Below are 25,346 nucleotides of genomic sequence, written 5' to 3'. Positions count from 1 at the left end.
GGGAGAAAAAATGGAACAACGTTCGCAGTGGGGTACAAGGGCCGGATTCATAATGGCTGCAGTAGGTTCAGCGGTTGGTCTTGGCAACATATGGCGTTTTCCCTACGTCGCATATGAAAACGGTGGTGGCGCATTTTTCATACCATACTTATTTGCACTATTAACGGCGGGTATACCGATTTTAATAATGGAATTTACAATGGGTCACAAGTATCGTGGCTCGGCACCGTTGTCTTTTTTCCGAATGAGTGGAAAAAAAGCGGAGTGGATAGGGTGGTGGGGCATATTCGTCGCATTTGTAATCTCTACCTATTACGCGGTCATCATCGCATGGGCGATGAAGTATACCGTCTACTCGTTCAACTTAAGATGGGGGAAAGACACGGAAAGTTTTTTGTACGGCAATGTACTGAATTTGGCTGAAACACCTGGCCAAGCGGGTGGATTTGTTCCGGGAGTCGTGTTCCCATTATTACTCGTTTGGCTAATTGCATTTATCATTTTGTTTGCGGGAGTTAAACGGGGAATTGAGTTGGCAAACAGGATCTTCATTCCCACATTGGTCGTCGTCTTCTTACTTGTCGTGATAAGGGCCGTTACACTAGATGGGGCAATGCTCGGTCTGGATGCTTTCTTCAAACCGGATTTAACTAAATTGCTGAATCCTACGGTTTGGGTAGCTGCTTACGGGCATATTTTCTTCAGTTTATCAATTGCTTTTGCAATTATGATTACGTATTCGAGCTACTTGCCTAAGAAGTCTGATATAACAAACAATGCATTCATTACAGGGTTTGCAAACTCAGGCTTTGAGCTTCTAGCAGGGATTGGTGTTTTTGCAGCTTTAGGCTTCATGGCAACACAAGCGAATGTCGCAGTAGGGGAAGTTGCTACCGCCGGAGTTGGTCTTGCGTTCGTTGTGTTCCCGCAAATTATCAATGAGATGCCGGGATTCAATGGGTTTTTCGGAGCCCTGTTCTTCCTATCTCTCGTTTTAGCGGGACTTACATCACTAGTCTCCATTTGTGAAACATATATCGCAGGTATTTCCGATAAGTTTAATATCTCACGAAAAAAAGCTGTTATTATTGGAGTAATAATTTCTGGGTCTGTTTCTACACTATTTGCGACACGAGGGGGTCTCTTCTTCCTAGATGCAGCAGACTACTTCATCAACCAATTCGGTGTTGCAGCACTTGGTCTAGTTGAAGTAATCATGATTTCGTGGGTGTTCAAGAAATTGGGTACGTTCGAAAATCATGCAAATTCGGTATCGGATATCCAACTTGGCGCATGGTGGAAAATTTGTTTAAGCGTTGTGACACCAATTGTCCTTGGATACATGATGTTCGGACTTTTGAAGATCAATTTGCTGAAACAGCATACAGATGGTGATGGAAATGTTATAGGGAATTATGAAGGGTACGCAGATTCATTCATTATGGCGGGCGGTTGGTCTGTTGCTATTTTTGCACTTGTAATGGCAATCATACTGACACTGTTCAAATGGAAGCCAAATACACATCAAATTGATGACTATGATGGAAAATAAGGGGGATTCGTTATGAGTGGTGGAGCAATCTTAATGATGGTTATTGGAATCCTTGTGATATGGGGAGGACTTGGTGCAAGTATTGCCTATGCAGTAGTAAAATCGAAAAGTCGTGCATGATGGAAAGCGCCTCTAAACAGGCGCTTTCTTTTTGGTGTATAATGGAGGGGTAGCCACCGGTTCGCATAGGCAGTGAAGGTTGTTTGAAGTCTGAATATATGATACATTGACATCAGCAAAAGAATTATTTTATTAGTTTTTGGGAATGGAGTCGATTATCGTGTCTTGCAGACCAGAACAAGGGAAAAAAGCTGAACATATTAGAAAACCGGATTGGTTAAAGATTAAGTTAAATACAAATGAAAACTACACGGATCTTAAGAAGATGATGCGTGAGAACAACTTGAATACAGTATGTGAAGAAGCAAGATGTCCTAATATCCATGAATGTTGGGGAGAACGTCGCACAGCAACCTTTATGATTCTAGGGGCAATTTGTACACGGGCATGCCGTTTTTGTGCAGTTAAGACGGGTCTACCGAATGAACTCGATCTGGCAGAACCGGAACGCGTTGCGGATTCAGTAGCACTCATGAACTTGAAGCACGCGGTTGTAACCGCTGTTGCGCGTGATGACCAAAAAGACGGGGGATCAGCAGTGTTTGCTGAAACAGTTCGTGCAATTCGCCGCAAAAATCCATTCACGACAGTTGAAGTGTTACCATCGGATATGGGTGGGGATTACGAAAACTTGAAACGTCTTATGGACGCGAAACCGGATATCCTGAATCATAATATTGAAACGGTAAGACGTCTAACGCCAAGAGTTCGCGCACGCGCAAAATACGATCGTTCTCTTGAATTGTTACTTCGGGCAAAAGAAATGCAACCTAAAATTCCTACGAAATCTTCTCTGATGCTTGGCCTAGGTGAAACGCATGAGGAAATCCTTGAAACGATGGATGATTTACGTGCACATAAAGTTGACATTATGACTATCGGGCAGTATCTTCAACCAACAGCAAAACATTTAAAAGTACAGAAATATTATTCTCCACAAGAGTTCGGGGAGTTAAGAACAATTGCAATGTCCAAAGGGTTCTCACACTGCGAAGCTGGACCACTCGTGCGCTCGAGTTACCATGCTGATGAACAAGTGAATGCTGCCGCAAAAGAAAGACAGCGTCAAGGTGATGAGCAGCTTGAAACAACACTGCAAAGCTAAAATGGCGGTGATGATAAAATGATTATACTAGATGGTTGGCAATTTAAAATAATTACAAACTATAGTGAAGGGTTTAATGAAGAAGCATTGCTTGCGAGATATAGCGATGTACTCCTTAAATATGACTATATACTTGGTGATTGGGGATACGGTCAACTTCGATTAAAAGGTTTTTTCGACGATCGGAACCAAAAGGCAACGTATGAAACAAAAATCGGCACGTTACAAGATTATCTTTTTGAGTATTGTAACTTCGGATGTGCTTATTTTGTACTGGAAAAAATGGGTCGTGTGCCACAAGTGTTACAAACGACACAGGATTCTTCGGTAGAAAAATAAGATGACCCGTTTATCGATTCGCATAATCGATAAACGGGTCTTTTGTTTTGTATGAAGGAGCGTACATCATTCAAAATATGGTATCATAAAAGAAGTTATGTTACACACAAGGAGGAAATTATATGTATTTTGTCGACCGAAAAAAAATTAATGATGTGCTTGAACATATGGACGAATTATTAGCATTGTTCTTAAGTGAAAAAGGGTGGCGGGCAGACAAGCTTCATGAACTTGCACTTGAACGGTTGGCCCATGTCGTAATTGAAATGATGATAGATGTCGGAAACGCGATGATTGACGGATTTATCATGCGTGACCCGGGAAGCTATGAGGACATTATTGATATTATGGAAGATGAACGTGTTATTACAACTGAGATGGCCGAACCGCTAAAACGTGTAATCGAGCTTCGTAAAATGATTATTCGTGATTTTGTTACTGTCGATTTGGATACTGTGGAAAAGACATTAAATGAGTCTATGGAAGAACTCAGAACGTTCCCGGGAAAAGTCCGCGACTATCTTGAAAATGAACTAGGGCCCGTATCTGCATTTTTGCCGGAAGAGAAATGAATATGCTTGCGTACAAAGCAATATGTCTTGATTTAGATGGCACTGTGTACCGTGGAATCGAGCCTATTGCCGAAGCGGTTTCTTTCATTGCGAAAGCACAAGCCCAAGGAATTGATCCCTTTTTCATTACAAATAATTCTTCCATGACACGGGAACAACTGCAAATTAAACTTGCATCGTTTGGTATAAATGCCGACCGGGAAAAAATCATGACGTCTGCGGTCGCAGCGGCAAAGTATTGTAGCGAATATTATAATGGTGCATCTGTTGCGATAATAGGAGAAAAAGGATTGGAAGAAGCACTTACTACGGAAGGTGTGCGAGTCACAAAGGACAATCCAGATATTGTAATCATGGGTATCGATCGTTCGGTAACATATGAAAAATTGACGGATGCGTGCCTACATATTCGTGCTGGCGCACATTTTATCGCCACGAATAGTGATCTTGTTTTCCCGACAGAAAGAGGACTGGTTCCAGGAAACGGTTCATTTGTGAAATTAATGGAGTCTGCAACGGGGAAAACGCCAATATTTGTCGGTAAACCTGAACCGCATATGCTAGGTTTCATTCAACAAGATAATGGCTATAAGAAAGAAGATATGGTAATGGTCGGGGATAACTACAATACAGACATACTGGCAGGCATTCAATTTGGTATTGATACGATTCACGTTGCAAGTGGTGTTTCTTCTCGGGAAGAAGTACTCGCTAAAGAGGTACATCCCACTTATCTTTACCAGACCCTTGCTGATTGGAACATATAAAAAGGCTTTCTGTCGGAAGTGGACAGAAAGCCAAACTACTCAAAAGAGCGGATTATCTTCAATGAATTGATAGATGCGTTTCGTCAGTTCTTCTGGCGTATCAGCTTCTACAATCTCACCATTTACAATTGCATATAAGGACTCTGCACATTTTGTACAATAACTTAGACAGCCATATTCCAAAACATCCAGATTTGGGTCTTTCTCCAATGTTTCAAACGTTTCTTGTGAACCATTTGCAATATTACTTATGCAAAATTCTACGATTGGATTCACGATGATCACCTCACCTACTTGGCATCCTACTCTTTTTTTCTTCGCGCGTCAATTTCCCCGTATTATTGTGAAACTTGTCACAAACTGATATAATCGTAGATGGGAAATTAACGGATTACTGAAACACAAAGGAGAACTTTATGAAAAAACTTGTCTTATTAGGCGCAGGATATGGTAATATGCGTATTTTGTTACGTCTACTTACGAAGGAACTTTCGGATGATATTGAAATTACACTTGTTGACCGCACACCTTTTCACAGTATAAAAACAGAGTTTTATGCACTTGCTTCGGGGACTATACCGGATTCTGATGTACGTGTAGCACTTCCTATCCACGATAAATTGAAAGTTGTCGAAGGTGAAATCATTGAAATTAGACCTGATGAGAAATGTGTATATCTTGATAATGGTTTACAAATTTCGTATGACGATCTGGTTATTGGTCTTGGATGTGAAGATAATTACCACAATGTACCTGGAGCGTCGGAGAATACGTACAGTATTCAAACAATCGGTAAATCTCGCGTGACTTATGAAAAACTGCTTGGCCTTGGCAGTGGAGCGACAGTGGGTATCGTAGGTGCTGGTCTAAGCGGAATTGAACTTGCAAGTGAATTGCGGGAAAGCAGACCCGATCTAAAGATTAAATTATTCGATCGCAGTCCGCGAATTCTTAGAGATTTTCCTGAACGCCTAAGTAATTATGTAAAAGCGTGGTTTGATAAACATAACGTGGATGTTGTTGCAAACTCGAACATTACAAAAGTGGAACCGAATATACTCTTCAACCATGAGGAGACCATTTCTGTTGATGCAGTCGTTTGGACAGCTGGAATCCGACCTGTTGAGCCAGTACAAAATATCGAGACGGAAAAAGAGAAATCAGGCCGTGTTATTTTGAATATGTATCATCAGTTACCGGCATTTTCAAATGTGTACGTTGTTGGTGATTGCGCCGCTCTTCCATATGCTCCAAGCGCACAAGTTGCAGAGGAACAAGCTGAACAGATTGTACGTGTATTGCGACTCGTGTGGAATGAAGAGCCGCTTCCCGAAAAAATGCCGGAAATCAAATTAAAAGGATTCCTTGGTTCCCTTGGAAAAAAACAAGGATTTGCTTATCTGGCAGACAGAACCGTGACTGGACGTATTGCACGTCTATTGAAATCTGGGGTACTTTGGATGTATAAATGGCATAACGGCTAATAACAAGAAATCCCTCATTCACTAAATTTATGTGAATGAGGGATTTTCTCATTTGACGAAATGTATTATCGATAAAAGACATTAAAATGTGAAAAACCGTTAAGGGGCAACTGCAAAACCATGTTCTTCAAGTTTAGTGAAAATAGGTTTGAGTTGAATATGGCCTTCGCCAATCATTTCATTTTCAATCATTACGAGTGGAAAGAAAAACTCATCATTGCGGACTTGCTCTGCAATCTTTTGTTGTCTTTCATCGGATACATCCGAGTCAATATTAATATAGTCGATTGTATAGGGTTGACCAGGGTATTTACGATCGATAGCAGCTTGTAACCATTCGAATGTATCTTTTGAAGAAGGTGCTCCTACGCAGCTTGCACAAATGACATCCGCGCCATAGATTTCGATGTTTACGTTACTTTCTTTCATTTCAAATTGCTCCTTTCAAATTCAAAGTTGGATTTTTTTCTTTATCCAGTTTATAATAAGTATAAGGAAAGGAGAGTTAAAAAACAATGACAGATACAATGATGACAGAACCAGTACAAGAAGTATTAGATAAATTACGCCCATTCCTTCTACGTGATGGAGGCGACTGTGAACTCGTCGATATTGAGGATGGCGTCGTAAAACTCCGCCTACTTGGTGCTTGCGGTACTTGCCCGAGTTCGACAATTACACTTAAAGCAGGTATTGAACGTGCACTTCTGGAAGAAGTTCCAGGCGTCGTTGAAGTGGAACAAGTATTTTAACGTCTTAAAACGGACCGATTTCGGGTTCGTTTTATTTTTTTTTAGCACGTATTTCCTGCCATCGTTCTTTTGCCTATTCAATTAGTTGTGGTTCAGTTGTTATCCGTTGGCTTTCAATAACACGCAAGAAGTTTAGGACTACAAATATTCGTATAACGTAAGTTCATTCAGACATGAGTGAATAAGATTGCACAATGCATAAAATCATTGATATGATTACAAAATAGAAAACAAAAGGATGGTGAACGTAGATGAAACAAGTTGTTGAAGTTACACAAGCAGCTGCATTTCATGTTAAAGAGATGATGCGTCATAACGAGGAAGAAGGTTCTTACCTGCGTGTCGCTGTAAACGGCGGAGGATGTAGTGGTTTGACATACGGCATGGGTTTTGAAACTGAAAAGTCGGAAGATGATTTACTATTATCACAACACGGTTTGGAAATCCTTGTTGCAAGCGAAGACGCACCTATACTTGAAGGAACACAAGTTGACTATAAAGAGTCCCTAATGGGGGGCGGTTTTACAATAGAGAATCCAAACGCCATAGCATCATGCGGATGCGGAACCTCGTTCAGAACAGCCAAGAAGTCGGGAACGCCGGCAGACTGTTAATCCTTTTAATACCTTCCTAAGAAGCCATTTAGGAAGGTATTTTTTCGTATTAAAACAACTATATATTGAATTAATGATTCTATATGAAAACTAGCGAAGGCGCCTTAAAAAGGGGTAGCTGAAGCCATAAGTCTGACGGTGAAGCTGTCTGGCTTATAGCGGGAGGCATCCCCTAGCGCCGAAGCGGGTTCAATGGAATTCTTTAGTTCAACCTACATATTTCAAATTCAGTATTTTCAAAGAGTTTCTATTTTATTTATAGTATTGAAATGATTACCCAAAAGGGCTACTATTAGAGATAGAGTTTGTCGAAAAAATGACAAAAGCCAGGACTGTGTAAATCGCCGGTGTAATCGATTTCACGGAGGCCAGGCACAATATAAATCAAAGGTGGTTTCGATCTTCGTGAAAAGACCGACAATTTTAGTATTAGGCGCAGGTTACGGTGGTTTATCGACAGTCGTTAAATTACAAAAAACAATTGGCGCAGATGATGTTGATATCGTACTTATTAACAAAAACGATTATCATTACGAGTCAACATGGTTGCATGAAGCAGCTGCGGGAACAATGTCTCCTGAATCAGTCCGTTATGATATCAAGAGCGTCATCGACAATAACAAAGTTAAATTCGTTAAAGCCGAAGTTACAGAAATCAATATCCAAGAGAAAGTTGTCACTTCAAGTGCAGGTGCTCATACATATGACTACCTTGTTATTTCTCTTGGATTTGAAGGCGAAACATTCGGTATTACAGGACTTGATAAATATGCATTCTCTATTGCTAACGTCAAAGCTGCACGCCAAATTCGCGAACATATCGAATATCAGTTTGCAACATGGTCTCTTGAAGAAGAAAAAGATGATAGCCGTCTAACGATTATTGTTGGTGGTGCAGGATTCACAGGAATCGAATTCCTTGGTGAGTTAGGTAACCGGGTTCCTGAACTTTGTAAAGAATTCGATGTTCCAGCTGAAAAAGTACGCGTTATTTGTGTAGAAGCAGCTCCTATGGTTCTACCAGGATTCGATCCAGAACTTGTTGAGTATGCAGTTAAACAATTAAAAGCTAAAGGGATTGAATTCTCGATCGGTACGCCAGTCGTTGAAGCAACTCCTGAAGGCGTTAATATTAAAAAAGGCGAAGATGAATTTGAATTCATCAAAGCTGGTACGGTTGTATGGGCTGCAGGTGTTCGCGGAAATCGTCTTATCGAACAAACTGGCATTGAAAACATGCGTGCGCGTGTTAAAGTTGACAAAGATCTTCGTGCACCAGGTCATTCTGATGTATTTATCGTCGGTGATTGTGCGTTAATGATCAATGAAGCGGTAAATCGTCCATATCCACCAACAGCACAAATTGCGATGCAACAAGGTGATGTATGTGCAAACAACATCATTGCACTTATTAAAGGCAATCCTACAACTGAGTTCGTTCCGGACTTAAAAGGTAGCATTGCTTCTCTAGGTGATGATGATGCAATCGGTACTGCATTCGGTAAAAAGTTCACTGGTAAGAAAGCTTCATTCATGAAGAAAATGGTTGATAACCGTGCACTTTATATGATCGGCGGAGCTGGCCTTGCGATTAAAAAAGGGAAGTTCAACCTTCTTAAATAATAGATTCATGAAGCACCTGCCTGTCGGAGACAGCAGGTGCATTTTTTTAGAATTGAATGGTCAAAAGTGCTCGACTCAGTATGGTCAATTTCGACAAATCGGCAAACTGATTAAGGATTGTTGAAAGCTTTCAACCATTCATGTAAAATGGTGAATGGAAAACGGGGGTAATCATATTGGCAGGATCAATCTCATTAGTGCATGTTATCTTATCGGTACTTATTTTCATTGTCATGTTTTTCGGTATAGGATTTCTATTGAATATGCTTCTTCGAATGACATGGTTAATGGCTATCATATATCCAGTTGTCGTCATATTAATCATAGACAAAGTAAAAATCTATGAGTATTTCACAAAACCTAGCTACGCGTTTCAGCTTTTAGGAGAAAAGATTACGGCACTTCATACAGTGGATGTAATCATTCTGACAAGCGGTTTAGTGGGCGCTATCATATCTGGATTCGTTATAAAACTGTTGCGTAAACAAGGCTATCAAATGTTTTGACGATAAGAAAATAGGTTGTATTCAACAAAAAAGGTGTGCATATGCACACCTTTTTTTCATACTATAAATGTGTAGATAATTACTGAAATAAGAATACCAAGTACCGCTCCTGCAAATACCTCGTTGGGCTTGTGGCCGAGTAAAGTTTTGAGCTCCTGAATCTTTTGCGGTCCGTCCTTTTGTTGCCAACCCTTCGCTTCCTGAACAAATGTCTGGAAGTCCAATCGCATCTGATTGATGATGAGTGCTTGTTGTCCCGCTTGGTAACGGATGCCTGTAGCGTCGAACATCACGATAACGGCAAAGATTGTGGAAACGGCGAAGAGGGGTGAGCCAAGACCAGCCTCATAAGCAATCGCTGTTGTCAGGGATGTGACGGCAGCCGAATGTGAACTGGGCATGCCGCCAGTCGAAGTCATCAGTTTCCAGTCAAGTTTGCCACTAATGAAAAAGTGAATAGGGATTTTAATGAATTGGGCAAATAATATTCCGAACAACGCTGCAAGGAGCGGAGTATTTTGAAGCAATGCCAACTACTATCACTCCTTTTTTGGATAAAGCGAAATTGTATAAGTAGTATAACATAATGTGTTGTGTAAAAAAGAATAGAATAGTACGGGACCCGAACAAATTACTCCCTCCGGCTGAAAATTTGCGGTACAATGAAGAATGTATAAAATTGGGGAGGTAGAAAAATGAATAGTACAATTAACGCAGAAGGTTTCGATACAGTACAGGCAGAGGTCCTTATTGTAGGTGTACCCGAGCATCCGGAAAATACGCAGGGCTGGGACAAGTTTGTTGAATCTTTCACAACACGTGTACCTGAATGGATCAAATCTGGTGATATTAAGACAGAGTTCAAAAAGATTGTCAACGTGCCATCCCCTGGGGAGCATCGTTATAAACGAGTTCTTTTTGTAGGTCTGGGTTCTCACAAACAATTGACGGAAGATCGCCTGCGTCAAACGTTTGCTTCTGTAGGTAAGGAACTTGTCGGCATGAAAGTGGCCTCTGCTGCAATTTGGACAGCCCCGTTTACAAACGACAAACTAACATGTGAGGATGTGGTTTTCACAGCTTCTGAAGGTATCGGTATGGGGATGTACCGTTTTGAAGGGTATAAGACAAATTCAAATGAACGTGAAATAAAGTTAGAAACGATTCAATTCCTTTCATCTTCAGATGAGGATGAACTAAAAGCTGCATTTGAAGTCGGGAAGGTACATGCGCATGCAGTGAATGAGGCGCGTACGCTTGTTAATATGCCACCCAATATCCTAACAGCTACAAAGATGGCTGAGTATGCACGTGAACTCGCAGAAAAGCATGACTTTGAAATAGAAGTACTCGGTAAAAAAGAAATGGAAGAGCTCGGAATGGGTGCAATCCTTGCTGTTAATAAGGGGTCTGTTGAGGAGCCCAAATTGATCGTCTTAAAATATGCAGCAACCGATGAATGGAAAGATGTAGTTGGACTCGTTGGGAAAGGTATTACATACGACACAGGTGGATACTCTTTGAAAACGAAAGACGGTATGGTTGGCATGAAAGGTGATATGGGTGGTGCAGCTGCCGTTCTTGGGGCTATGGATATCATTGGTGAATTGCGACCTGCGACGAATGTTATTGCGGTCATCGCATCCACGGATAATATGATTTCGGGAGAAGCGTTTAAACCCGATGACGTGATTACATCATTAAGTGGAAAAACGATTGAAGTACTGAATACTGATGCTGAAGGGCGTCTTGTATTAGCGGATGCTGTGACTTACGCCAAGCAATCCGGCGCAGATTACTTAATCGATGTTGCGACACTTACAGGCGGTGTCATTGTTGCGCTTGGTGTGGATAAAACAGGAGCGCTAACAAATAACGAGGAATTCTTCGAAGAATTCATGCAGGCGGCAGTTGAAACAAGTGAATTTGTATGGAGATTACCGTTAACGGAAAACGATAAAAAACGCCTTCGTAAAACAGATGTAGCCGACTTGAACAATTCGCCGGGACGTGACGGTCATATGATCTTTGGCGGTGGTTTTGTTGGAGAATTCGTTGGTGATACACCTTGGGTTCATCTAGACATCGCGGGAACGTCAGATGCAGCCTCTGCACATGATTTAGGACCTAAAGGCGCGACAGGTGTCATGGTACGTACGCTTGCAACATTGGTGGAGCGCATGGCGGAGGACGAAGACTAACCCAACTGTTTGGGCGATTATCCCTATACCCACTGACTACACCGAATAAGCTAAGTGGGAAAGGGGATGACAATGCCTCGAAATAATTACAGACATGATCACAACAGCCGGAACAATCAAGGATTCGGATTTGGAATCGGAGGGCCGTTTCTAGGAGGATTCGTTGGAGGTCTTCTTGGGAATACATTATTTCCATCAACTTATGATACGCCATACTACCCATCCAGCTACCCGTACGGCTATTATCCGTATGGCTATGGCTATGGCTATGGTTATCCATCGTATGGGAATTATCCTCCATACGTCGGCTATCCACCGTACGGATATTACGGACCTTACTAGAAAGAAAACAGGCAATGCAACGGAGTTTCCGTTAGCATTGCCTGTTTTTCATTGTTCTTTTTGACTTGTTACTGCTTTGCTTTGTTTTGCTTTTTTAACGACTTCTGCAAGATCATCTTTAACAGTAAGTTCTGTTGGTTTCACGCCAGACATGTATGCAGCACGGCTCATCAAATGACCACCGATTGGAGAAGTGATGAAAAGAAACAAAATGCCGAGAAGGATTTGAATACTGAAATGGCCTTCATTTAGCCAGAAGTGAAAAAAGACACCCAGTAAAATACCGAGAACGCCCAGTGTAGAGCTCTTGGATGCAGCGTGAGCCCTAGTATACACATCGGGCAACCGTAAGACACCGATGGACGTAACGATTGTAAAAACGACACCAACGATGATTGTAGCGACAATGAGTATATTAGCTAGTACGATCACGTTCGATAATCTCTCCTCTCTCAATGAATTTAGAGAATGATACAGTACCGATAAATGAGATGATCGCAATCAGTAAAATCACATCGATGAAAAATCCTGTTTCAAACAAAATGGAAACGAGCGCAATTACAGAAATGAGCATAACACCAATTGCATCAAGCGCAATGAGGCGATCGGGAGTAGAAGGACCGCGGAATACACGGAACAGTAGAGCACCCATCGATAAGATGACGAGTAGTAAACAAATCCATATAAAAGTCATCATGTACGGCTCACCTCTCTAATCGCTTTTTCGAATGTGTTTTTAATCGATTCAATCGCTTCTTCAGCATCCTCTGCATCTATTGCGTGAATATACAACGTTCGCTGGTCATCGGATACGTGAACGACAATCGTACCAGGCGTTAGCGTTATCAGGCTTGAAAGTAATGTAACTTCCCAGTCGGTTTCGAGCTCCGTAAGCATTGCGAAAATCCTCGGTTGGATATTCAGCTTCGGACGAATGACTAGAAGTAGTACGGAAATATTTGATAACGTCAGTTCTTTAAAGAAGAGTAAAGTCAGCTTTAAAGCCGCCCATAAACGACCAGTGTACAGTCTTTGTTTAAAAAATCGTCTTGTCAAAAAGATAAGAAGAAAACCAATCAAATAACCGATTATGAACGTCGTTGCTGTCATCGACGAACTCATGAACATCCAGACGACAGCGATGATAAAGTTCAATAATAGTTGGAAAGCCATCGTGATCTACTCCTTTAGCACCGCATCAATATAGATGGATGGTTGTAGTAATACGTCTGTGGCATCCGCCATATATGGAATAAGCCATTCAGTGCCAACACCGTAAAGTACAGACAGAATAACTAATAGAACGGCTGGGATCATCATCTTCCGGTATGAACGATGATTTGTTACAGGTAATTCAGCTGTAGGGGCACCCCAAAATGCATAAATGAAAATCCGGATGACCGATAACAACACAACTAAACTTGATGCAAGAATAATAATACTTCCTAAAATAGTGCCGGCCTCAAAAGCTCCTTTGACTATGAGAAGCTTTCCAATGAATCCGCTGAGTGGAGGAACTCCTGCCAGCCCGAATGCTGCGATTAAATACATCCAACCAAGTGGTGCATGCGTTTTCATCAAGCCGCCCATTTTCCGCAAGTTTGAAGTGCCCGTGACATAGATGATAATGCCAATTAGTAAGAACAATGCACCTTTAATGAGCATATCGTGAATCAGATAGAAAATACCGCCTGAAATGCCTGCTTCATTCATTTGGGCTACGCCGAACAAAATAACGCCGATTGCAATCACGATATTGTAGATAATAATCTGTTTCACATCAAAATAGGCCAGGGCACCAATGCAACCACCGATAACCGTTAAAATCGATAATACGAGTAGAATCTCATGCGTAAACCCGATATCGTTGATGAAGAACAACGTATACGTCCGCATGATCGCGTAGACACCGACCTTGGTCAGCAATGCACCGAATAAGGCTAAGACAGGTACAGGAGGCGCAGCATAAGACCCTGGTAGCCAAAAGTAAAGCGGGAACATAGAACCTTTAATACCAAATACGATTAACATAAGAACAGCAATTACTGTAATGATGCCTGGTTGTCCAACTTGTGCAATCTTGACGGAAATATCAGCCATGTTCAACGTACCGACAACGGAGTAGAGGTAAGCGATTGTAATGACAAAGAGTGCGGAAGAAATAACATTGACCAGTATGTACTTGATAGATTCGCGAAGCTGTTGTTTTTCGCCGCCTAGCACAATAAGAACGTATGAAGCGATCAAAAGCACTTCAAAAAATACGAACATGTTGAAAATATCACCAGTCGTAAATGCGCCATTAACCCCGGTTATCATAAATAGGATTGCAGGATAATAGAAATAACGTTCACGCTCTTTTCCGATAGATGTAAAGCTATATACAACAACCAACAATGTGATGAGAAGTGTTGTTGTGACAAGCAGTGCGGAAAGCATATCGGAAACCATTGAAATACCAAAAGGCGCAGGCCAGCTTCCTAGCGTAATCACTTGGATGCCGTCTGTTTTCACTTTAGCAACAAGGAAAAGTGCTGCCACTAAGCTTACCGTCAATCCGATAAAGGCAAGTAAACGTTGCATAAAGATATTCTCCTTGAAGAAAAGAAGAAGAATCGCGAATAGGAACGGCAAAATGATTGGAAATAAAAGTAGATTAATCATGTTCGTCATTTCCCCTCATTAGATTCATATTGTCTGTCTTGTGTTCAGCGTATGTCCGATAGGCAAGGACAAGTATAAATGCCGTTACTCCAAAGCTGATAACGATTGCTGTCAGAATAAGTGCCTGTGGCAGCGGGTCTGCGTAGTCTGTCACACCGTCTGCAAGAACAGGCGGGGCGATACCGCCAAGTCCGCCCATTGTCAAGATAAGTAAATGAGCTCCGTGACTCAACAAGCCTGTTCCGATGATGATTTTCAGAATACTTCTGGAGAGGATCAGGTACACTGCCGCCATAAATAGAATGCCAATTACTATAGCCATTATAAGTTCCATTATGCGTCCCCTCCAATCGTCTGGATCATCGTCAGTGCTGAGCCTACGACAACAAGGTAAACGCCCGCATCGAAAATCATCGCAGTGTGTAGTTCCGTTTCACCAAACAAGGGTAATGTAAAGTGATCGAATGCATGTGTGAAGAACGGGACATTAAAGAAAATTGAACCCGCTGCCGTCCCGAGAGACAGTAATAAGCCGATGCCGATTACGATTATAAAGTTGAAAGGCAACGCTTTTTGAACAGTCTTCAAGTCGAATGCAAGAAGAAGAAGAAGGAGTGCCCCTGTAGTGAGCAACCCGCCAACAAATCCACCGCCGGGCGCAAAATGTCCGGCGAAGAAAATGTGGATGGAAAATAGGAAGATGATGAAAAATACGACTTTCGTTGTCGTTTGTAAGATAACATCATTTGTTTTCATCCGTATTCTCCTTTCTTGATAAACGTAATTTAATCATGGCAAGTACACCCATGCCGGCTATCGATAGGACAGCGATTTCAAATAATGTATCAAATCCACGATAATCCACTAAGATGACGTTGACGATATTTCCGCCACCCGCTTCAGTTGCTACGGTGTCTTTATAATACTGCGAAATAGAAGGGATCAGTTTTTGAGAATGAGCTGAAAGAGCGACCAACGCTACTGTAATCCCGACACCTGCCGCAATAATAGCGTTAACCAACTTCGTACGCTTCGTTTCCCCGTGATTACTAAGTGCAGGTAAATGCTTGAATGCCAGTAAGAAAAGCGCAACGGATACCGTTTCAATAACGAGCTGTGTAAGAGCCAAGTCAGGTGCTTTGAAAATGACGAAGAACAAAGCAACTGAATAGCCGACCGCACCAAGCGCGATAATCGCCGACAACCTCGTCTTGGCGAAAATCACCATGCCGACAGCAATGACAAGAATAATGGCTATCATCATGCCATATACACTGACGGGTGCAAAACTGTTCATATCCACGACAAACGCCTTCTTTATGAATAATGTTGCCGTAGTAATCGAAATGATAAAAGCGAACATATACAGTAAATAAGTTCGTATAAGACCTGTCATATAAAAACGGGACAGGCCGTTCATGCCCTTTTCACTGAACGTCATGACTGCATCATACAACGCATTCAACGATACGTATTCCGGTTGAATGTCATAGAGTTTCTGCCATTTATGCATAGTCAAATACATAATGAACCCAACGATAATCAATGCAATCGTCATCCATAATTCCTCTGAACGGATACCATGCCAGGCTAGAACATGTACCGCAACGTCAGATGGCTGCGTGTACAAGTCAGGTTGTATAGCCACAACTGCTGGCTTTACCAACCATTTGCCAACTACATTCGGGATGAAGAAAATGGCGACGACAAGTGAAGCGAGAATAACAGGCGAAATCAGCATTCCAAATGGGGCCTCATGCGGCGTGTGTGGAAGCGGTTTTTCTTTCTGCTTACCTGTAAATGTTTTGAATACAAAGTAGAAGCTATAGATGAATGTGAATACACTTGCTACCCATGCGACGACAGGAAGTACAATTCCCCACGTTGCAAAGTTGAACAACTCGAAGTGTTGTAGTGCAAGCATCGATTGTAGGAACATCTCCTTACTGAGGAAACCACCGAATGGCGGCAATCCTGCCATCGACATAGAACCGATGAAAGCAACTGTGAAGCTGACAGGCATGATGCTCATTAAACCACCTAGTTTACGAATGTCACGGGTGCCTGTTTCATGATCGATAATGCCTGCTACCATGAACAAACTACCTTTAAAGACCGCATGGTTTATCAAATGGAAAATCGCTGCAAATGCTGCAAATTTGAAGAGGGCATCGTCCGTGTGGTAAGCGACAGCGCTTGCACCGAGCAACGACATGATCAGACCAAGTTGACTGACGGTTGAAAACGCGAGAATCGCTTTTAAATCCGTTTGCTTCACTGCAAATAGTGAACCCCAGAACAGCGTTAAAAGCCCGATTCCAGTGACAAGCCATACCCAAACTTCCGATACTGCAAAAATGGGCGTGAACCGTGCAACAAGGTAAAGTCCTGCTTTTACCATCGTCGCAGAATGGAGATAAGCACTAACAGGTGTTGGCGCTTCCATTGCATCGGGCAGCCAGATGTGGAAAGGGAATTGCGCCGACTTTGTAAATGCACCCAGTAAAATTAAAACAAGTGCTAGTGTAAAGAAGTCTTGTCCAACTAAAGCGGAGCTACCTGCAATGAGTTCACGAATGGAGTATGTGTCTCCCATAATCCCTAAGAGGATGAATCCCCCAAGCATCATAAAACCACCGAACACCGTAATCATCATCGATTTCAGCGCACCGAATCTAGAACGGTCACGTGTATTCCAATAACCGATTAGAAGGAAAGAAGAAATGGATGTCAATTCCCAAAAAAGATAGAGGGAAATTAAATTTTCTGATTGAACAACACCCAGCATTGCGCTCATGAAAATAAGTAGATATACGTAAAAGTTATTCAGTTTTTCACGATTTTTATCAAGGTAAAAAATCGAATACAGAACAACAAGCGCACCAATACCTGTAATCAGTAATGTAAATAAAAGACTGAGTCCATCAATATAAGAGACGAACGAAATGCCAAGGGATGGAATCCATCGTAATTCTGACACAGCTGTGCCGCCATCCAAAGTCGTCGTTACGAATCCTAAGTAATAGATGAATAAAGCGATTGGAACAAGCAAGACGAACCAACCAGTATGTATGCCTTTTATCTTCTTGAAGAGTAGAGGGACGAAAAATGCAGCCAAAATCGGCAAAAAGATCAACAAGACGAATTCCAAAAAAATTCTCCTTCCCATGAATGGAACAGTATTCTTTCTAATGCTTAAAAGTATAACGTAAATAAGATGTATTTGCATAGGACACCCTCGGAAACAAAAAAACCCCCGGCGGAAACTATTCCACTGGAGGAGTTCGTTTATTTAGTCTGTTTCTTTAACCACCCGTCAATATCACACCCGGTGCCAGTTACTGACACGATTTGCGCTCTTCAAATTGTGGCAGCAACTGGCACCGGATTCAACGGTTTAGCCACCCGTCAATATGACAAGGAAATAGACGGTCATAGCGATTAAACCTAACGGGACGCCGGAACGTGCCCATTCCTTACTTGTGATGTTCAATTTACCCGCCGCGATTATATTTGGTATATTGCCTGGTATTAACATCCCTCCACTAATGAGGAGACCCAGTAAAATTGCTTTAACCGTTGCTGCATCCATTGAAGGACTGATTTCTGCAGCAGCTAGCGTGGCGTTATCCAAAATAGCTGAAATCATATTGATCCAATACAGGACCAATGGGCTCATTCCCAAAAGGTATTTTTCAATGAACGGCTCGAACCCAGCACCAAGTAGCGTCAAAGCCATTACAAACAAATAGATTTTTACACTTCGGATTAGTATCGCAAAATAGGATTCCTTAGCCAGTTTTGAAGAAAGCCCCAATGCACGTTTTTTGGGCTTAATAAGCATTGCGGCAAGGAGCCCAAATAAAAATACTGCCGGAATAACATCGGGACCTATCAGACGTAGTAAATAGAAAAAGTCCACGTCCAATTTGCTGACGGCGATAGTTGAAAGGGGTTCCCCGATAGGTGTAAGCGCGGCCCCAAGTCCAATTGAAAAACAAGCTAATATGACAAGGTGGATTTCTGACTTACGATCAAGACGTAGGACGCTGACAATTGTGACTAGAACGATTGCTGCAATAATGGCTGTGATTATACTTGCAAGTAGTCCGAGGGAAATAACGATAAAAGCAGAGAAAAGCCTAATAGGAATTGCTTTACTTGCGCCCACAATTCCCTTTTCAATAGGATTTTGAAGCCAGCGGAAAACCAAACCCGCAATCAGCACAGCGATTGTAATATGAATAGGGTCTTTAATCGCTTTAATGAAAAGGGAATAGTCAAGTACCTGACTAATAATAGCGGCCGAAATCCCCATGATGAATAAAAAGACTTCCAAGTTACGTTCAACCAACTTCACTGTAAAAGGCATCAATAATACAAAAATTAATATAATTGTTAACCCTACGATCAATATGTCTCCCCGTTTCAATAGAGTGGTTAGTCAGAGTCGACTTCATTCAGGTACTGCGTGAGTTAAGTCTGTAATCCAATCTAGAAAAAGTTGCATGTTCGTCCTTTTTTCTTATAATATGTAGGTATTGAAATAATATGCTTCCCGAGGTGCTCCATGAAAAATCCATACATATTCGGCTACCTGCCGTTCTTTACTATCGTGCTGTTCAGTTTGACGTTTAGCGTATATACGGTAGGCATCTCAGTCGATTTATTCAAAGAAATTGGTTTGTACACGGGAATGCGCGAGTTTTTAACAGAAATGCAATTGCGTATTTTTCTACTCATCATCTATACACTTCTTTTTTTCATGGTTTTCTCTGCATTGAAACTAATTGCCGAAACTATCCATGAGACGGCCATGCTGTTTTTTTCGAAAGATGCAGAGGGAACGTCTTATAGCCAAGCCCGTGGTGGGAATGTCATTTATTTTTTTGGAGCCTTGCTTTCGGCAGGAGGGATTCACTCTATCTATCTGCTGGTAGGCATTTTTTTACTAACAACGTTCATCTACTTCGTTTACGTTGTGTATAAGCTTAGTGAGTTCATGACAATCATCAGTACAATGGGTCTTCTTATATTTGAAATTATCGTTTGGAGTGTATTTATATCGGTAGTCCTTTATATTCTCCTAAAACTTTATAACGGTGTGATTGCAAGTCTTCCTTTCATTGATGAAAAATAAGACTAGCCGCTGTAGAATTGCGGCTAGTCACGAAGTAAAGCTGTAAAGGCCTTCAAATGAGTTTTTTTAGCACTCATCCATTGCATCGACTGCGGGTTGTCATAACCGATCCAAACCGCAGTCGTATAGTGATCATTCATACCTGCAACCCATAGATCCTTATAATGGTCTGTCGTTCCCGTTTTTGCTCCTGTATACCCAGTCGTATAGGATATTCCCCGTCCACTCCCGTTTAACACTACATCCTTCATCAGGTTACGCATCGTCGATACGGTCGAAGGGCTCCACACAACCCGTTCATTCTTTTTCCATTCGTATAGGACGTTCCCATCTCTATCTTTTACTGCCCGTATTGTATGGGGAGGTGTATAAGTCCCGTCGATAAACCCCGTATAAGCTCCTGCAAGTTCGAGAGGCGTTACTCCTTTGGAAAATCCGCCAAGAGCTGCTGGGTAGTTGCGGTCCTGTTTAGTCATATACTTGAATTCGTATGGCGCTATAAATGCAAAGGCTTCGTCAATACCGACGGAACTAAGTAGACGGACCGCCGCTGTATTATGGCTATGACGAAAGGCTTGTTTCAGACTCACTGTCCCATACCTATACCCACCAATATTTGTCGGGCAATAGGAGCCAATACAGATGTTGCGGCTGTCAATCGGTGTATTTTCTGTATAAGGTCCAAGCTCCAAGAATGGTGCATAGACGAGGAGCGGCTTAATGGCGGATCCTGGTTGCCTGACTGCTTGGAACGCCCGATGGAAATCGGCTTTTCGATACGCTTTGCCGCCATATAAGCTGATGATTTCACGCTTTTCGTTATCGATGACGGCGGCACCTGCTTGTAATTTCTCGGGCCTTAGAAGAGCTGACACTGCCCGTTCATCTTGGGCCTGTTTTTTTGGATCGAGTGCTGTCTCAATCGTGACACCGGAAGCAAGCACCTCGGCAGTTCGTTTGTTCAATTTAACTTCCAATACCTGTTTTTCATCAATTGATTGGGCACCATTTTTCTTTTCAGCCAGTCCCTCTGCTTGGGCAATAAGATCTTTCAACTCCGCGAAGACGTATGTGCTATAAGCGGGGAAGTTATCAACCTTTTTCTTTATTTTCAGTTTGACTGGAAAGTCTATAACTGTTTGGGCCTCTTCTGCTGTAATAACCCCGCTCGCTGCCATGATTGTAACTAACCGTTCCTGCCTTTTTTTAGTTTGATCGAAGTGACGAAGCGGATCATAAAGTGAAGGATTGTTTGGAATCGCAGCAATGAAAGCCAGCTCCGCTTTGTTCAGTTCATCAAGCGGACGGCTGAAGTAATAAGTGGAGGCTGCACCGATGCCGTAAACCTGATTACCGAAATACATTTCATTCATATACATTTCTAGAATCTCGTCTTTACTTGTTTGTTTTTCGAGTTCTGCTGCATAGAATAACTCTGTCAATTTTCGTTCGTAAGTCTTTTCAGTCGAGAGAAAGCGCATTCGAACTACTTGTTGAGTAATTGTAGAACCCCCTTGGCTAACAGCATCAGTCGCTGTATTTACGACAAATGCACGAAAAATTGCTGATACGTCATATCCACGGTGTTCAAAAAAACCTTTGTCTTCACTTTCTAAAAAAAGTTGCTGTACGAAGACGGGGATGGCGGAGAGTGTCAGCGGTTCACGCCACTCAACATAGTTTTCAGAAAAAATATTGCCTTGTCTATCTTTCAATGCAACCGGTTTATTAACAAGTGGGGATGAAAGTTTTATAGAATCATCCATTTGTTCATTGAAGGATTCTGCACTCGTCACTTCAACAGCAATTCCGTGTTGAAGAAAATAGAGAACAGGGATGATTAGGAGAATCATAATAAAGCCGATGACTTGTTTCAACGTGAGGTCTCCGTTCTTAGATTGTTATAACAAAAATAATAGCACACTCCTAAACGAGAGTGTGCTAAATAATCGACACTACAATTTTTGCTCTTCAGCGGCGAGAAAATCCTCGAAATCCTGGATTGGTTTTCGTTTCGCGTAATAGAGAAAGCCAAATCCGAGAAGAAACAAAGCGCCAGTAACGATAAAGACAGATGAAATTCCGATGAATCCACTGACAATCCCACCAAATATTGGACCGATAATATTCCCTAAGAACCGGAAGCTTGTATTGTAGCCCATGACTTCACCTTGAATATCGATAGGTGCTTCACGTCTGACAAGAGCAGTCGTCAATGGGATCATACCCCCAACTGCCGTTCCGAATAAAAGTCGACAGACAACCAGTTGCCATAAATCCGTTACAAATGCCTGTGGAATGATAAAGACAAATGACAGAATTAGCAAGATGGATAGCACCTTTTCATACCCGATACTATCTCCTAACTTACCCCAATAGCGCGCAAACAATAAATTTCCTACGCCTGCCGCACTAAAGGTGATTCCCGCAAGGAACGCGACATCTTTGGCATCCGTTAAATGAGAGACATATAAAGACAAAAGTGGTTGAATACTAAAATTACCGATTTGGATGAGTGCTGTAACAACCATGACATTTAACATGAGGCGATGACGAAAAAGCCCTTTTAAAATTGATTTTCGAGAATACTGTATCGCTTTAGCGTTTTTAACCTTTTTCTGTTCTTTGAGTCCAAACAATACAATAATAGCTGCGATTATAACGGATATGGCGGTAATAACAAACGTATATTGGAATCCGAATGCATCAGCTAATAATCCACCCAGGACAGGGCCGAACAAAGTCCCGGTTACACTACCCATCTGCAAGGTTCCAAGCATTTTCCCAGCTTCTTCTTTTGCAGTTTGTGAGGAAATAAATGCAAGTGAAGTCGGTATGAATCCAGTAACCACACCATTTAAAAGCCGTAGCATGAAAAAAACTTCAACAGAGTCAACAAAACCCATAAGAAAGACGGAAGTTGCAATCCCAAACCCATTGATCAAAAGAATTGGTTTGAACCCAAACTTATCGGCAACACGTCCCCAAATTGGCGACATTATAAATGCTGTGATAAAGGAAGCTCCAAAAATAAGGCCAGACCATTTTTGAACATATGCATCGGAATGATTTCCGAATGTTTCAATGTATAGGGATAGGAAAGGCATAATCATCGTCATCGTTCCGGCAACAAGGAAGTTCGCCACCCAAATGATGATAAAGTTCCTTTTTTGCACGTTCATTTTAAAACCTACTCTCCACAGAGTGCTATTTGATTAGTATAAAACAATTCGAAACTCGAAGGAAGTATCGTGCTTAAATATCGAAATGGATGAGTCTATATGTTAAACTGTTTCAGGGTAAGTGATTGAGAAAAAAACCTTATAAGCTAGTGTGACTCTATTTTTGCTTGCTATACTTACCGCTAACAGGAAAAAAGCGACAGGGAAGCATGGCACAGCTAAAGCGTAACCAGCTGAAGGTTCACGACAGAACAAAATAATAGGAATGACCAAAAGGAGGCAACATCTATGTATCCACAATTATCAAAAGAAGTAGCCGCAAATGAAGCACTCGTTGTCATGAACACAACACTGGGATCGATTAAAATTAAACTTTTCCCGGAATTTGCACCAAAAACAGTAGAAAACTTTTTAACACATGCGGAAAACGGTTATTATGACGGTATCATTTTCCACCGTGTCATTAAAGACTTCATGATCCAAGGTGGAGACCCGACTGGAACAGGTATGGGCGGAAGCAGTATTTACGGTGATTCTTTTGAAGACGAATTCTCAACAAATGTATTTAATCTGCGCGGGGCTCTTTCAATGGCTAACGCAGGTCCGAATACGAATGGCAGTCAATTTTTCATCGTTCATGCTCCAGAAATTCCAGGAAGCGCAGTGAATCAGTTGAAAAAAGCTGGATTCCCAGAAGAGATTGTTGCTGCTTACGCTGAAATGGGCGGAACACCGCATCTTGACCATAGACATACTGTGTTTGGACATGTTATTGAAGGAATGGACGTTGTCGATAAAATTGCCGACGTGAAAAAAGGTCGTCAAGATAAGCCGGTTGAAGATGTGAAAATCGAGTCAATTGAAATTCTTCAGAAATAACGAGTATCACTTGAAATTGATACAGTAAGGAAGTGTTTGTAAATGAACGCTATCTTAATGCCGTTCCTTTACTTTCCGGAAGACAAGACTGAATATATACCAGCAATCTTTTCGTCTTTATTCTTTTTCATTCTTCTTGTGCTTACATTTATGTGGTTCATGCGCAATTCGAAGAAGCAAGAACAGGAAACGAAAGAGTTGGAACAACGTATTCTTCGCGAACGTAAAGAAGCAAACGAAAACCAGCCCCCTCAAGATTGAGGAGCTGGTTTTTTCATACTTTCGTATTAGTTGCTCATGGCTGTGATAAACCGTTTGACGCCTTCTTCAGCAAGAAGACGAGGTGTTGCAAGGTTCATCCGCAAGAAACCACGTCCTGATTCTCCATACTTTGTACCGGGCTCAAGTGCAAGTCTTCCTTTTTGCAAGAGCTTGTTCATCATATCTTCTTCAGTCAGACCTGTATCTCTGTAGTCAATCCAAAGCAAATACGTTGCGTGTGGCTTGTTGATTTTCAAACCGGGAACAGACGATGTCAATTCTTGAATGACATAGTCCATGTTAGCAGATACGATTTCAAGTAATTCTGCCAGCCAAGGACCACCTTCTGAATAGGCGGCAGTCAAAGCAGCAGCTGCAAAAGAATTCAACTCCATTTGACCATGTGACATCGCATTTAATGAAAGTTTTTCACGCACATGCTCATCAGTCGTAATCATGATTGCCGCTTGAATACCAGCCAAGTTAAATGTTTTTGTCGGTGCGATGCACGTAATGATACGACCTGCTTCTTCACCCGCAATCGACGCCAATGGGATATGCTTGTAACCGCCGAATACAAGGTCCGCATGGATTTCATCCGATAAAATAAGGACATTATATTTTGTACATAATCGTAGTATTTCTTTTAACTCATTTTCTTTCCAGACAATCCCTCCAGGATTATGTGGATTACAGAAGATGAACAATTTCACGTTGCGCTGCAAGCACTTTTCGAATTCATCGAAATCGATTGAATATGAACCGTTTTCTTCCACCATTGTACATTCAATAACCTCGCGTTCCTGAAGTGCCGGAATTTGAGTGAACGGCGGATAGACGGGAGGTGTTACGAGAATTGCATCACCTTTCGCTGTAAATGTTTCAACAGTGGAGGCGATTGCAGGAACAACGCCGTGATGAAACAACATCCATTCGTTTTTTGTTTCCCAACCATGTCGTATTGAAAGCCAAGAACGGACAGCATCCTTGCAACCTTCACAGACATAGGAATAACCAAAAACACCGTGATCTAGACGTTCTTTAAGCGCATTGATGACTACATCAGGCGCGGCAAAGTCCATATCAGCTATCCACATCGGTAAAATATCTGAAGCATTTTCGAGTCCGTAAACCATTCCCATTCGATCCCATTTTACTGAACGCGATTCACGTCGTTCAATCACATGTTCAAACACACTCATGAATATCCCCTCTTTCCTTTTTCCCCTACTATGCTATCATA

30 protein-coding genes are annotated in these 25,346 nt (G+C 41.7%); 16 read left to right on the top strand and 14 right to left on the bottom strand.

What is annotated here, in order from left to right:
• Nucleotides 1-10: 10 nt before the first annotated feature.
• The 6 genes from FILTAD_RS12710 (at nucleotide 11) to FILTAD_RS12685 (ending at nucleotide 4,455) form a co-directional block, all read left to right on the top strand.
• Nucleotides 11-1,552: a sodium-dependent transporter gene (locus FILTAD_RS12710; protein ID WP_124071342.1), complete on the top strand. Its 1,542-nt coding sequence runs from the start codon at nucleotides 11-13 to the stop codon at nucleotides 1,550-1,552.
• 12 nt (nucleotides 1,553-1,564) lie between these two features.
• The gene (locus FILTAD_RS12705; RefSeq protein WP_124071340.1) at nucleotides 1,565-1,672 is read left to right on the top strand and encodes a methionine/alanine import family NSS transporter small subunit; all 108 of its coding nucleotides are present in this window, start codon (nucleotides 1,565-1,567) and stop codon (nucleotides 1,670-1,672) included.
• Nucleotides 1,673-1,817: 145 nt separating this feature from the next.
• Nucleotides 1,818-2,777: a lipoyl synthase gene (gene lipA / locus FILTAD_RS12700; RefSeq protein WP_124071338.1), complete on the top strand. Its 960-nt coding sequence runs from the start codon at nucleotides 1,818-1,820 to the stop codon at nucleotides 2,775-2,777.
• An 18-nt stretch (nucleotides 2,778-2,795) separates the two neighbouring features.
• A complete protein-coding gene (locus tag FILTAD_RS12695) occupies nucleotides 2,796-3,116 on the top strand; it encodes a YutD family protein (RefSeq protein WP_124071336.1) in 321 nt (106 codons plus the stop codon).
• 122 nt (nucleotides 3,117-3,238) lie between these two features.
• The gene (locus FILTAD_RS12690) at nucleotides 3,239-3,688 is read left to right on the top strand and encodes a DUF86 domain-containing protein (RefSeq protein WP_124071334.1); all 450 of its coding nucleotides are present in this window, start codon (nucleotides 3,239-3,241) and stop codon (nucleotides 3,686-3,688) included.
• A 2-nt stretch (nucleotides 3,689-3,690) separates the two neighbouring features.
• Entirely contained in the window at nucleotides 3,691-4,455 is a 765-nt protein-coding gene (locus tag FILTAD_RS12685) for a TIGR01457 family HAD-type hydrolase (RefSeq protein ID WP_124071332.1), read from the top strand.
• 39 nt (nucleotides 4,456-4,494) lie between these two features.
• On the opposite strand, the gene FILTAD_RS12680 is transcribed toward FILTAD_RS12685, so the two are convergent.
• Complete coding sequence (locus FILTAD_RS12680) at nucleotides 4,495-4,731, bottom strand: YuzB family protein (protein WP_124071330.1); 237 nt, start codon at nucleotides 4,729-4,731, stop codon at nucleotides 4,495-4,497.
• Between the two features lie 140 nt (nucleotides 4,732-4,871).
• Here FILTAD_RS12680 and FILTAD_RS12675 point away from each other — a divergent pair, with 140 nt between their 5' ends.
• A complete protein-coding gene (locus FILTAD_RS12675; RefSeq protein WP_124071328.1) occupies nucleotides 4,872-5,939 on the top strand; it encodes an NAD(P)/FAD-dependent oxidoreductase in 1,068 nt (355 codons plus the stop codon).
• Nucleotides 5,940-6,038: 99 nt separating this feature from the next.
• Here FILTAD_RS12675 and FILTAD_RS12670 read toward each other — a convergent pair whose 3' ends face one another.
• The gene (locus tag FILTAD_RS12670) at nucleotides 6,039-6,368 is read right to left on the bottom strand and encodes a YuzD family protein (RefSeq protein WP_124071326.1); all 330 of its coding nucleotides are present in this window, start codon (nucleotides 6,366-6,368) and stop codon (nucleotides 6,039-6,041) included.
• Between the two features lie 86 nt (nucleotides 6,369-6,454).
• On the opposite strand from FILTAD_RS12670, the gene FILTAD_RS12665 reads away from it, so the two are divergent.
• From FILTAD_RS12665 to FILTAD_RS12650, 4 genes are all read left to right on the top strand, one after another.
• Nucleotides 6,455-6,691, top strand: a complete 237-nt coding sequence (locus FILTAD_RS12665) for a NifU family protein (RefSeq protein ID WP_124071324.1) — start codon at nucleotides 6,455-6,457, stop codon at nucleotides 6,689-6,691.
• A gap of 251 nt (nucleotides 6,692-6,942) precedes the next feature.
• Nucleotides 6,943-7,305, top strand: a complete 363-nt coding sequence (locus FILTAD_RS12660) for a HesB/IscA family protein (RefSeq protein ID WP_124071321.1) — start codon at nucleotides 6,943-6,945, stop codon at nucleotides 7,303-7,305.
• Between the two features lie 405 nt (nucleotides 7,306-7,710).
• The gene (locus tag FILTAD_RS12655) at nucleotides 7,711-8,928 is read left to right on the top strand and encodes an NAD(P)/FAD-dependent oxidoreductase (protein ID WP_124071319.1); all 1,218 of its coding nucleotides are present in this window, start codon (nucleotides 7,711-7,713) and stop codon (nucleotides 8,926-8,928) included.
• 176 nt (nucleotides 8,929-9,104) lie between these two features.
• Entirely contained in the window at nucleotides 9,105-9,434 is a 330-nt protein-coding gene (locus FILTAD_RS12650; protein WP_124071317.1) for a YuiB family protein, read from the top strand.
• Between the two features lie 56 nt (nucleotides 9,435-9,490).
• Here FILTAD_RS12650 and FILTAD_RS12645 read toward each other — a convergent pair whose 3' ends face one another.
• Nucleotides 9,491-9,967, bottom strand: a complete 477-nt coding sequence (locus tag FILTAD_RS12645; RefSeq protein ID WP_124071315.1) for a divergent PAP2 family protein — start codon at nucleotides 9,965-9,967, stop codon at nucleotides 9,491-9,493.
• 162 nt (nucleotides 9,968-10,129) lie between these two features.
• Here FILTAD_RS12645 and FILTAD_RS12640 point away from each other — a divergent pair, with 162 nt between their 5' ends.
• Nucleotides 10,130-11,635, top strand: coding sequence for a leucyl aminopeptidase (locus FILTAD_RS12640; protein WP_124071313.1), 1,506 nt, complete (start codon nucleotides 10,130-10,132; stop codon nucleotides 11,633-11,635).
• A 66-nt stretch (nucleotides 11,636-11,701) separates the two neighbouring features.
• Nucleotides 11,702-11,977 carry a hypothetical protein gene (locus FILTAD_RS15985; RefSeq protein WP_124071311.1) on the top strand — a complete coding sequence of 92 codons (276 nt, stop codon included), beginning with the start codon at nucleotides 11,702-11,704 and terminating at the stop codon, nucleotides 11,975-11,977.
• A gap of 48 nt (nucleotides 11,978-12,025) precedes the next feature.
• On the opposite strand, the gene mnhG is transcribed toward FILTAD_RS15985, so the two are convergent.
• The 8 genes from mnhG to FILTAD_RS12595 form a co-directional block, all read right to left on the bottom strand.
• A complete protein-coding gene (gene mnhG, locus FILTAD_RS12630; RefSeq protein WP_124071309.1) occupies nucleotides 12,026-12,409 on the bottom strand; it encodes a monovalent cation/H(+) antiporter subunit G in 384 nt (127 codons plus the stop codon).
• Nucleotides 12,393-12,674: a Na(+)/H(+) antiporter subunit F1 gene (locus FILTAD_RS12625; protein ID WP_124071307.1), complete on the bottom strand. Its 282-nt coding sequence runs from the start codon at nucleotides 12,672-12,674 to the stop codon at nucleotides 12,393-12,395. The genes mnhG and FILTAD_RS12625 overlap by 17 nt, the downstream gene beginning before the upstream one ends.
• Nucleotides 12,671-13,150, bottom strand: coding sequence for a Na+/H+ antiporter subunit E (locus FILTAD_RS12620; RefSeq protein WP_124071305.1), 480 nt, complete (start codon nucleotides 13,148-13,150; stop codon nucleotides 12,671-12,673). The genes FILTAD_RS12625 and FILTAD_RS12620 overlap by 4 nt, the downstream gene beginning before the upstream one ends.
• 6 nt (nucleotides 13,151-13,156) lie before the next feature.
• Complete coding sequence (locus tag FILTAD_RS12615) at nucleotides 13,157-14,641, bottom strand: Na+/H+ antiporter subunit D (RefSeq protein WP_124071303.1); 1,485 nt, start codon at nucleotides 14,639-14,641, stop codon at nucleotides 13,157-13,159.
• Nucleotides 14,634-14,975, bottom strand: coding sequence for a Na(+)/H(+) antiporter subunit C (locus FILTAD_RS12610; protein ID WP_124071301.1), 342 nt, complete (start codon nucleotides 14,973-14,975; stop codon nucleotides 14,634-14,636). The genes FILTAD_RS12615 and FILTAD_RS12610 overlap by 8 nt, the downstream gene beginning before the upstream one ends.
• Nucleotides 14,975-15,397 carry a Na(+)/H(+) antiporter subunit B gene (locus FILTAD_RS12605; RefSeq protein WP_124071299.1) on the bottom strand — a complete coding sequence of 141 codons (423 nt, stop codon included), beginning with the start codon at nucleotides 15,395-15,397 and terminating at the stop codon, nucleotides 14,975-14,977. The genes FILTAD_RS12610 and FILTAD_RS12605 overlap by 1 nt, the downstream gene beginning before the upstream one ends.
• A complete protein-coding gene (locus FILTAD_RS12600; protein ID WP_124071404.1) occupies nucleotides 15,384-17,792 on the bottom strand; it encodes a Na+/H+ antiporter subunit A in 2,409 nt (802 codons plus the stop codon). The genes FILTAD_RS12605 and FILTAD_RS12600 overlap by 14 nt, the downstream gene beginning before the upstream one ends.
• A gap of 246 nt (nucleotides 17,793-18,038) precedes the next feature.
• Entirely contained in the window at nucleotides 18,039-19,055 is a 1,017-nt protein-coding gene (locus FILTAD_RS12595; RefSeq protein WP_124071297.1) for a DUF1646 family protein, read from the bottom strand.
• A gap of 156 nt (nucleotides 19,056-19,211) precedes the next feature.
• Here FILTAD_RS12595 and FILTAD_RS12590 point away from each other — a divergent pair, with 156 nt between their 5' ends.
• The gene (locus tag FILTAD_RS12590) at nucleotides 19,212-19,781 is read left to right on the top strand and encodes a YufK family protein (protein WP_124071295.1); all 570 of its coding nucleotides are present in this window, start codon (nucleotides 19,212-19,214) and stop codon (nucleotides 19,779-19,781) included.
• A 23-nt stretch (nucleotides 19,782-19,804) separates the two neighbouring features.
• Here the strand turns inward: FILTAD_RS12590 and FILTAD_RS12585 are convergent, their stop codons facing one another.
• On the bottom strand, nucleotides 19,805-21,658 hold the full coding sequence (locus FILTAD_RS12585) for a transglycosylase domain-containing protein (protein ID WP_124071293.1): 1,854 nt from the start codon (nucleotides 21,656-21,658) through the stop codon (nucleotides 19,805-19,807).
• A gap of 78 nt (nucleotides 21,659-21,736) precedes the next feature.
• A complete protein-coding gene (locus FILTAD_RS12580; RefSeq protein WP_124071291.1) occupies nucleotides 21,737-22,963 on the bottom strand; it encodes an MFS transporter in 1,227 nt (408 codons plus the stop codon).
• A gap of 288 nt (nucleotides 22,964-23,251) precedes the next feature.
• Between FILTAD_RS12580 and FILTAD_RS12575 the strand changes: the two genes are divergently transcribed.
• Nucleotides 23,252-23,842 (top strand): peptidylprolyl isomerase, encoded by a 591-nt coding sequence (locus tag FILTAD_RS12575; protein WP_124071290.1) that lies wholly within the window; start codon nucleotides 23,252-23,254, stop codon nucleotides 23,840-23,842.
• A gap of 42 nt (nucleotides 23,843-23,884) precedes the next feature.
• Nucleotides 23,885-24,103 carry a hypothetical protein gene (locus FILTAD_RS12570; protein WP_124071288.1) on the top strand — a complete coding sequence of 73 codons (219 nt, stop codon included), beginning with the start codon at nucleotides 23,885-23,887 and terminating at the stop codon, nucleotides 24,101-24,103.
• Between the two features lie 26 nt (nucleotides 24,104-24,129).
• Here the strand turns inward: FILTAD_RS12570 and FILTAD_RS12565 are convergent, their stop codons facing one another.
• Nucleotides 24,130-25,305 (bottom strand): MalY/PatB family protein, encoded by a 1,176-nt coding sequence (locus FILTAD_RS12565; protein ID WP_124071286.1) that lies wholly within the window; start codon nucleotides 25,303-25,305, stop codon nucleotides 24,130-24,132.
• Nucleotides 25,306-25,346 lie beyond the last annotated feature (41 nt).

The organism is Filibacter tadaridae, from assembly GCF_900609045.1.
Taxonomy (GTDB): Bacteria; Bacillota; Bacilli; order Bacillales_A; family Planococcaceae; genus Sporosarcina; species Sporosarcina tadaridae.
Note: the sequence above shows the minus strand (reverse complement) of the source record. Positions and strands in the feature narration are given on the sequence as shown.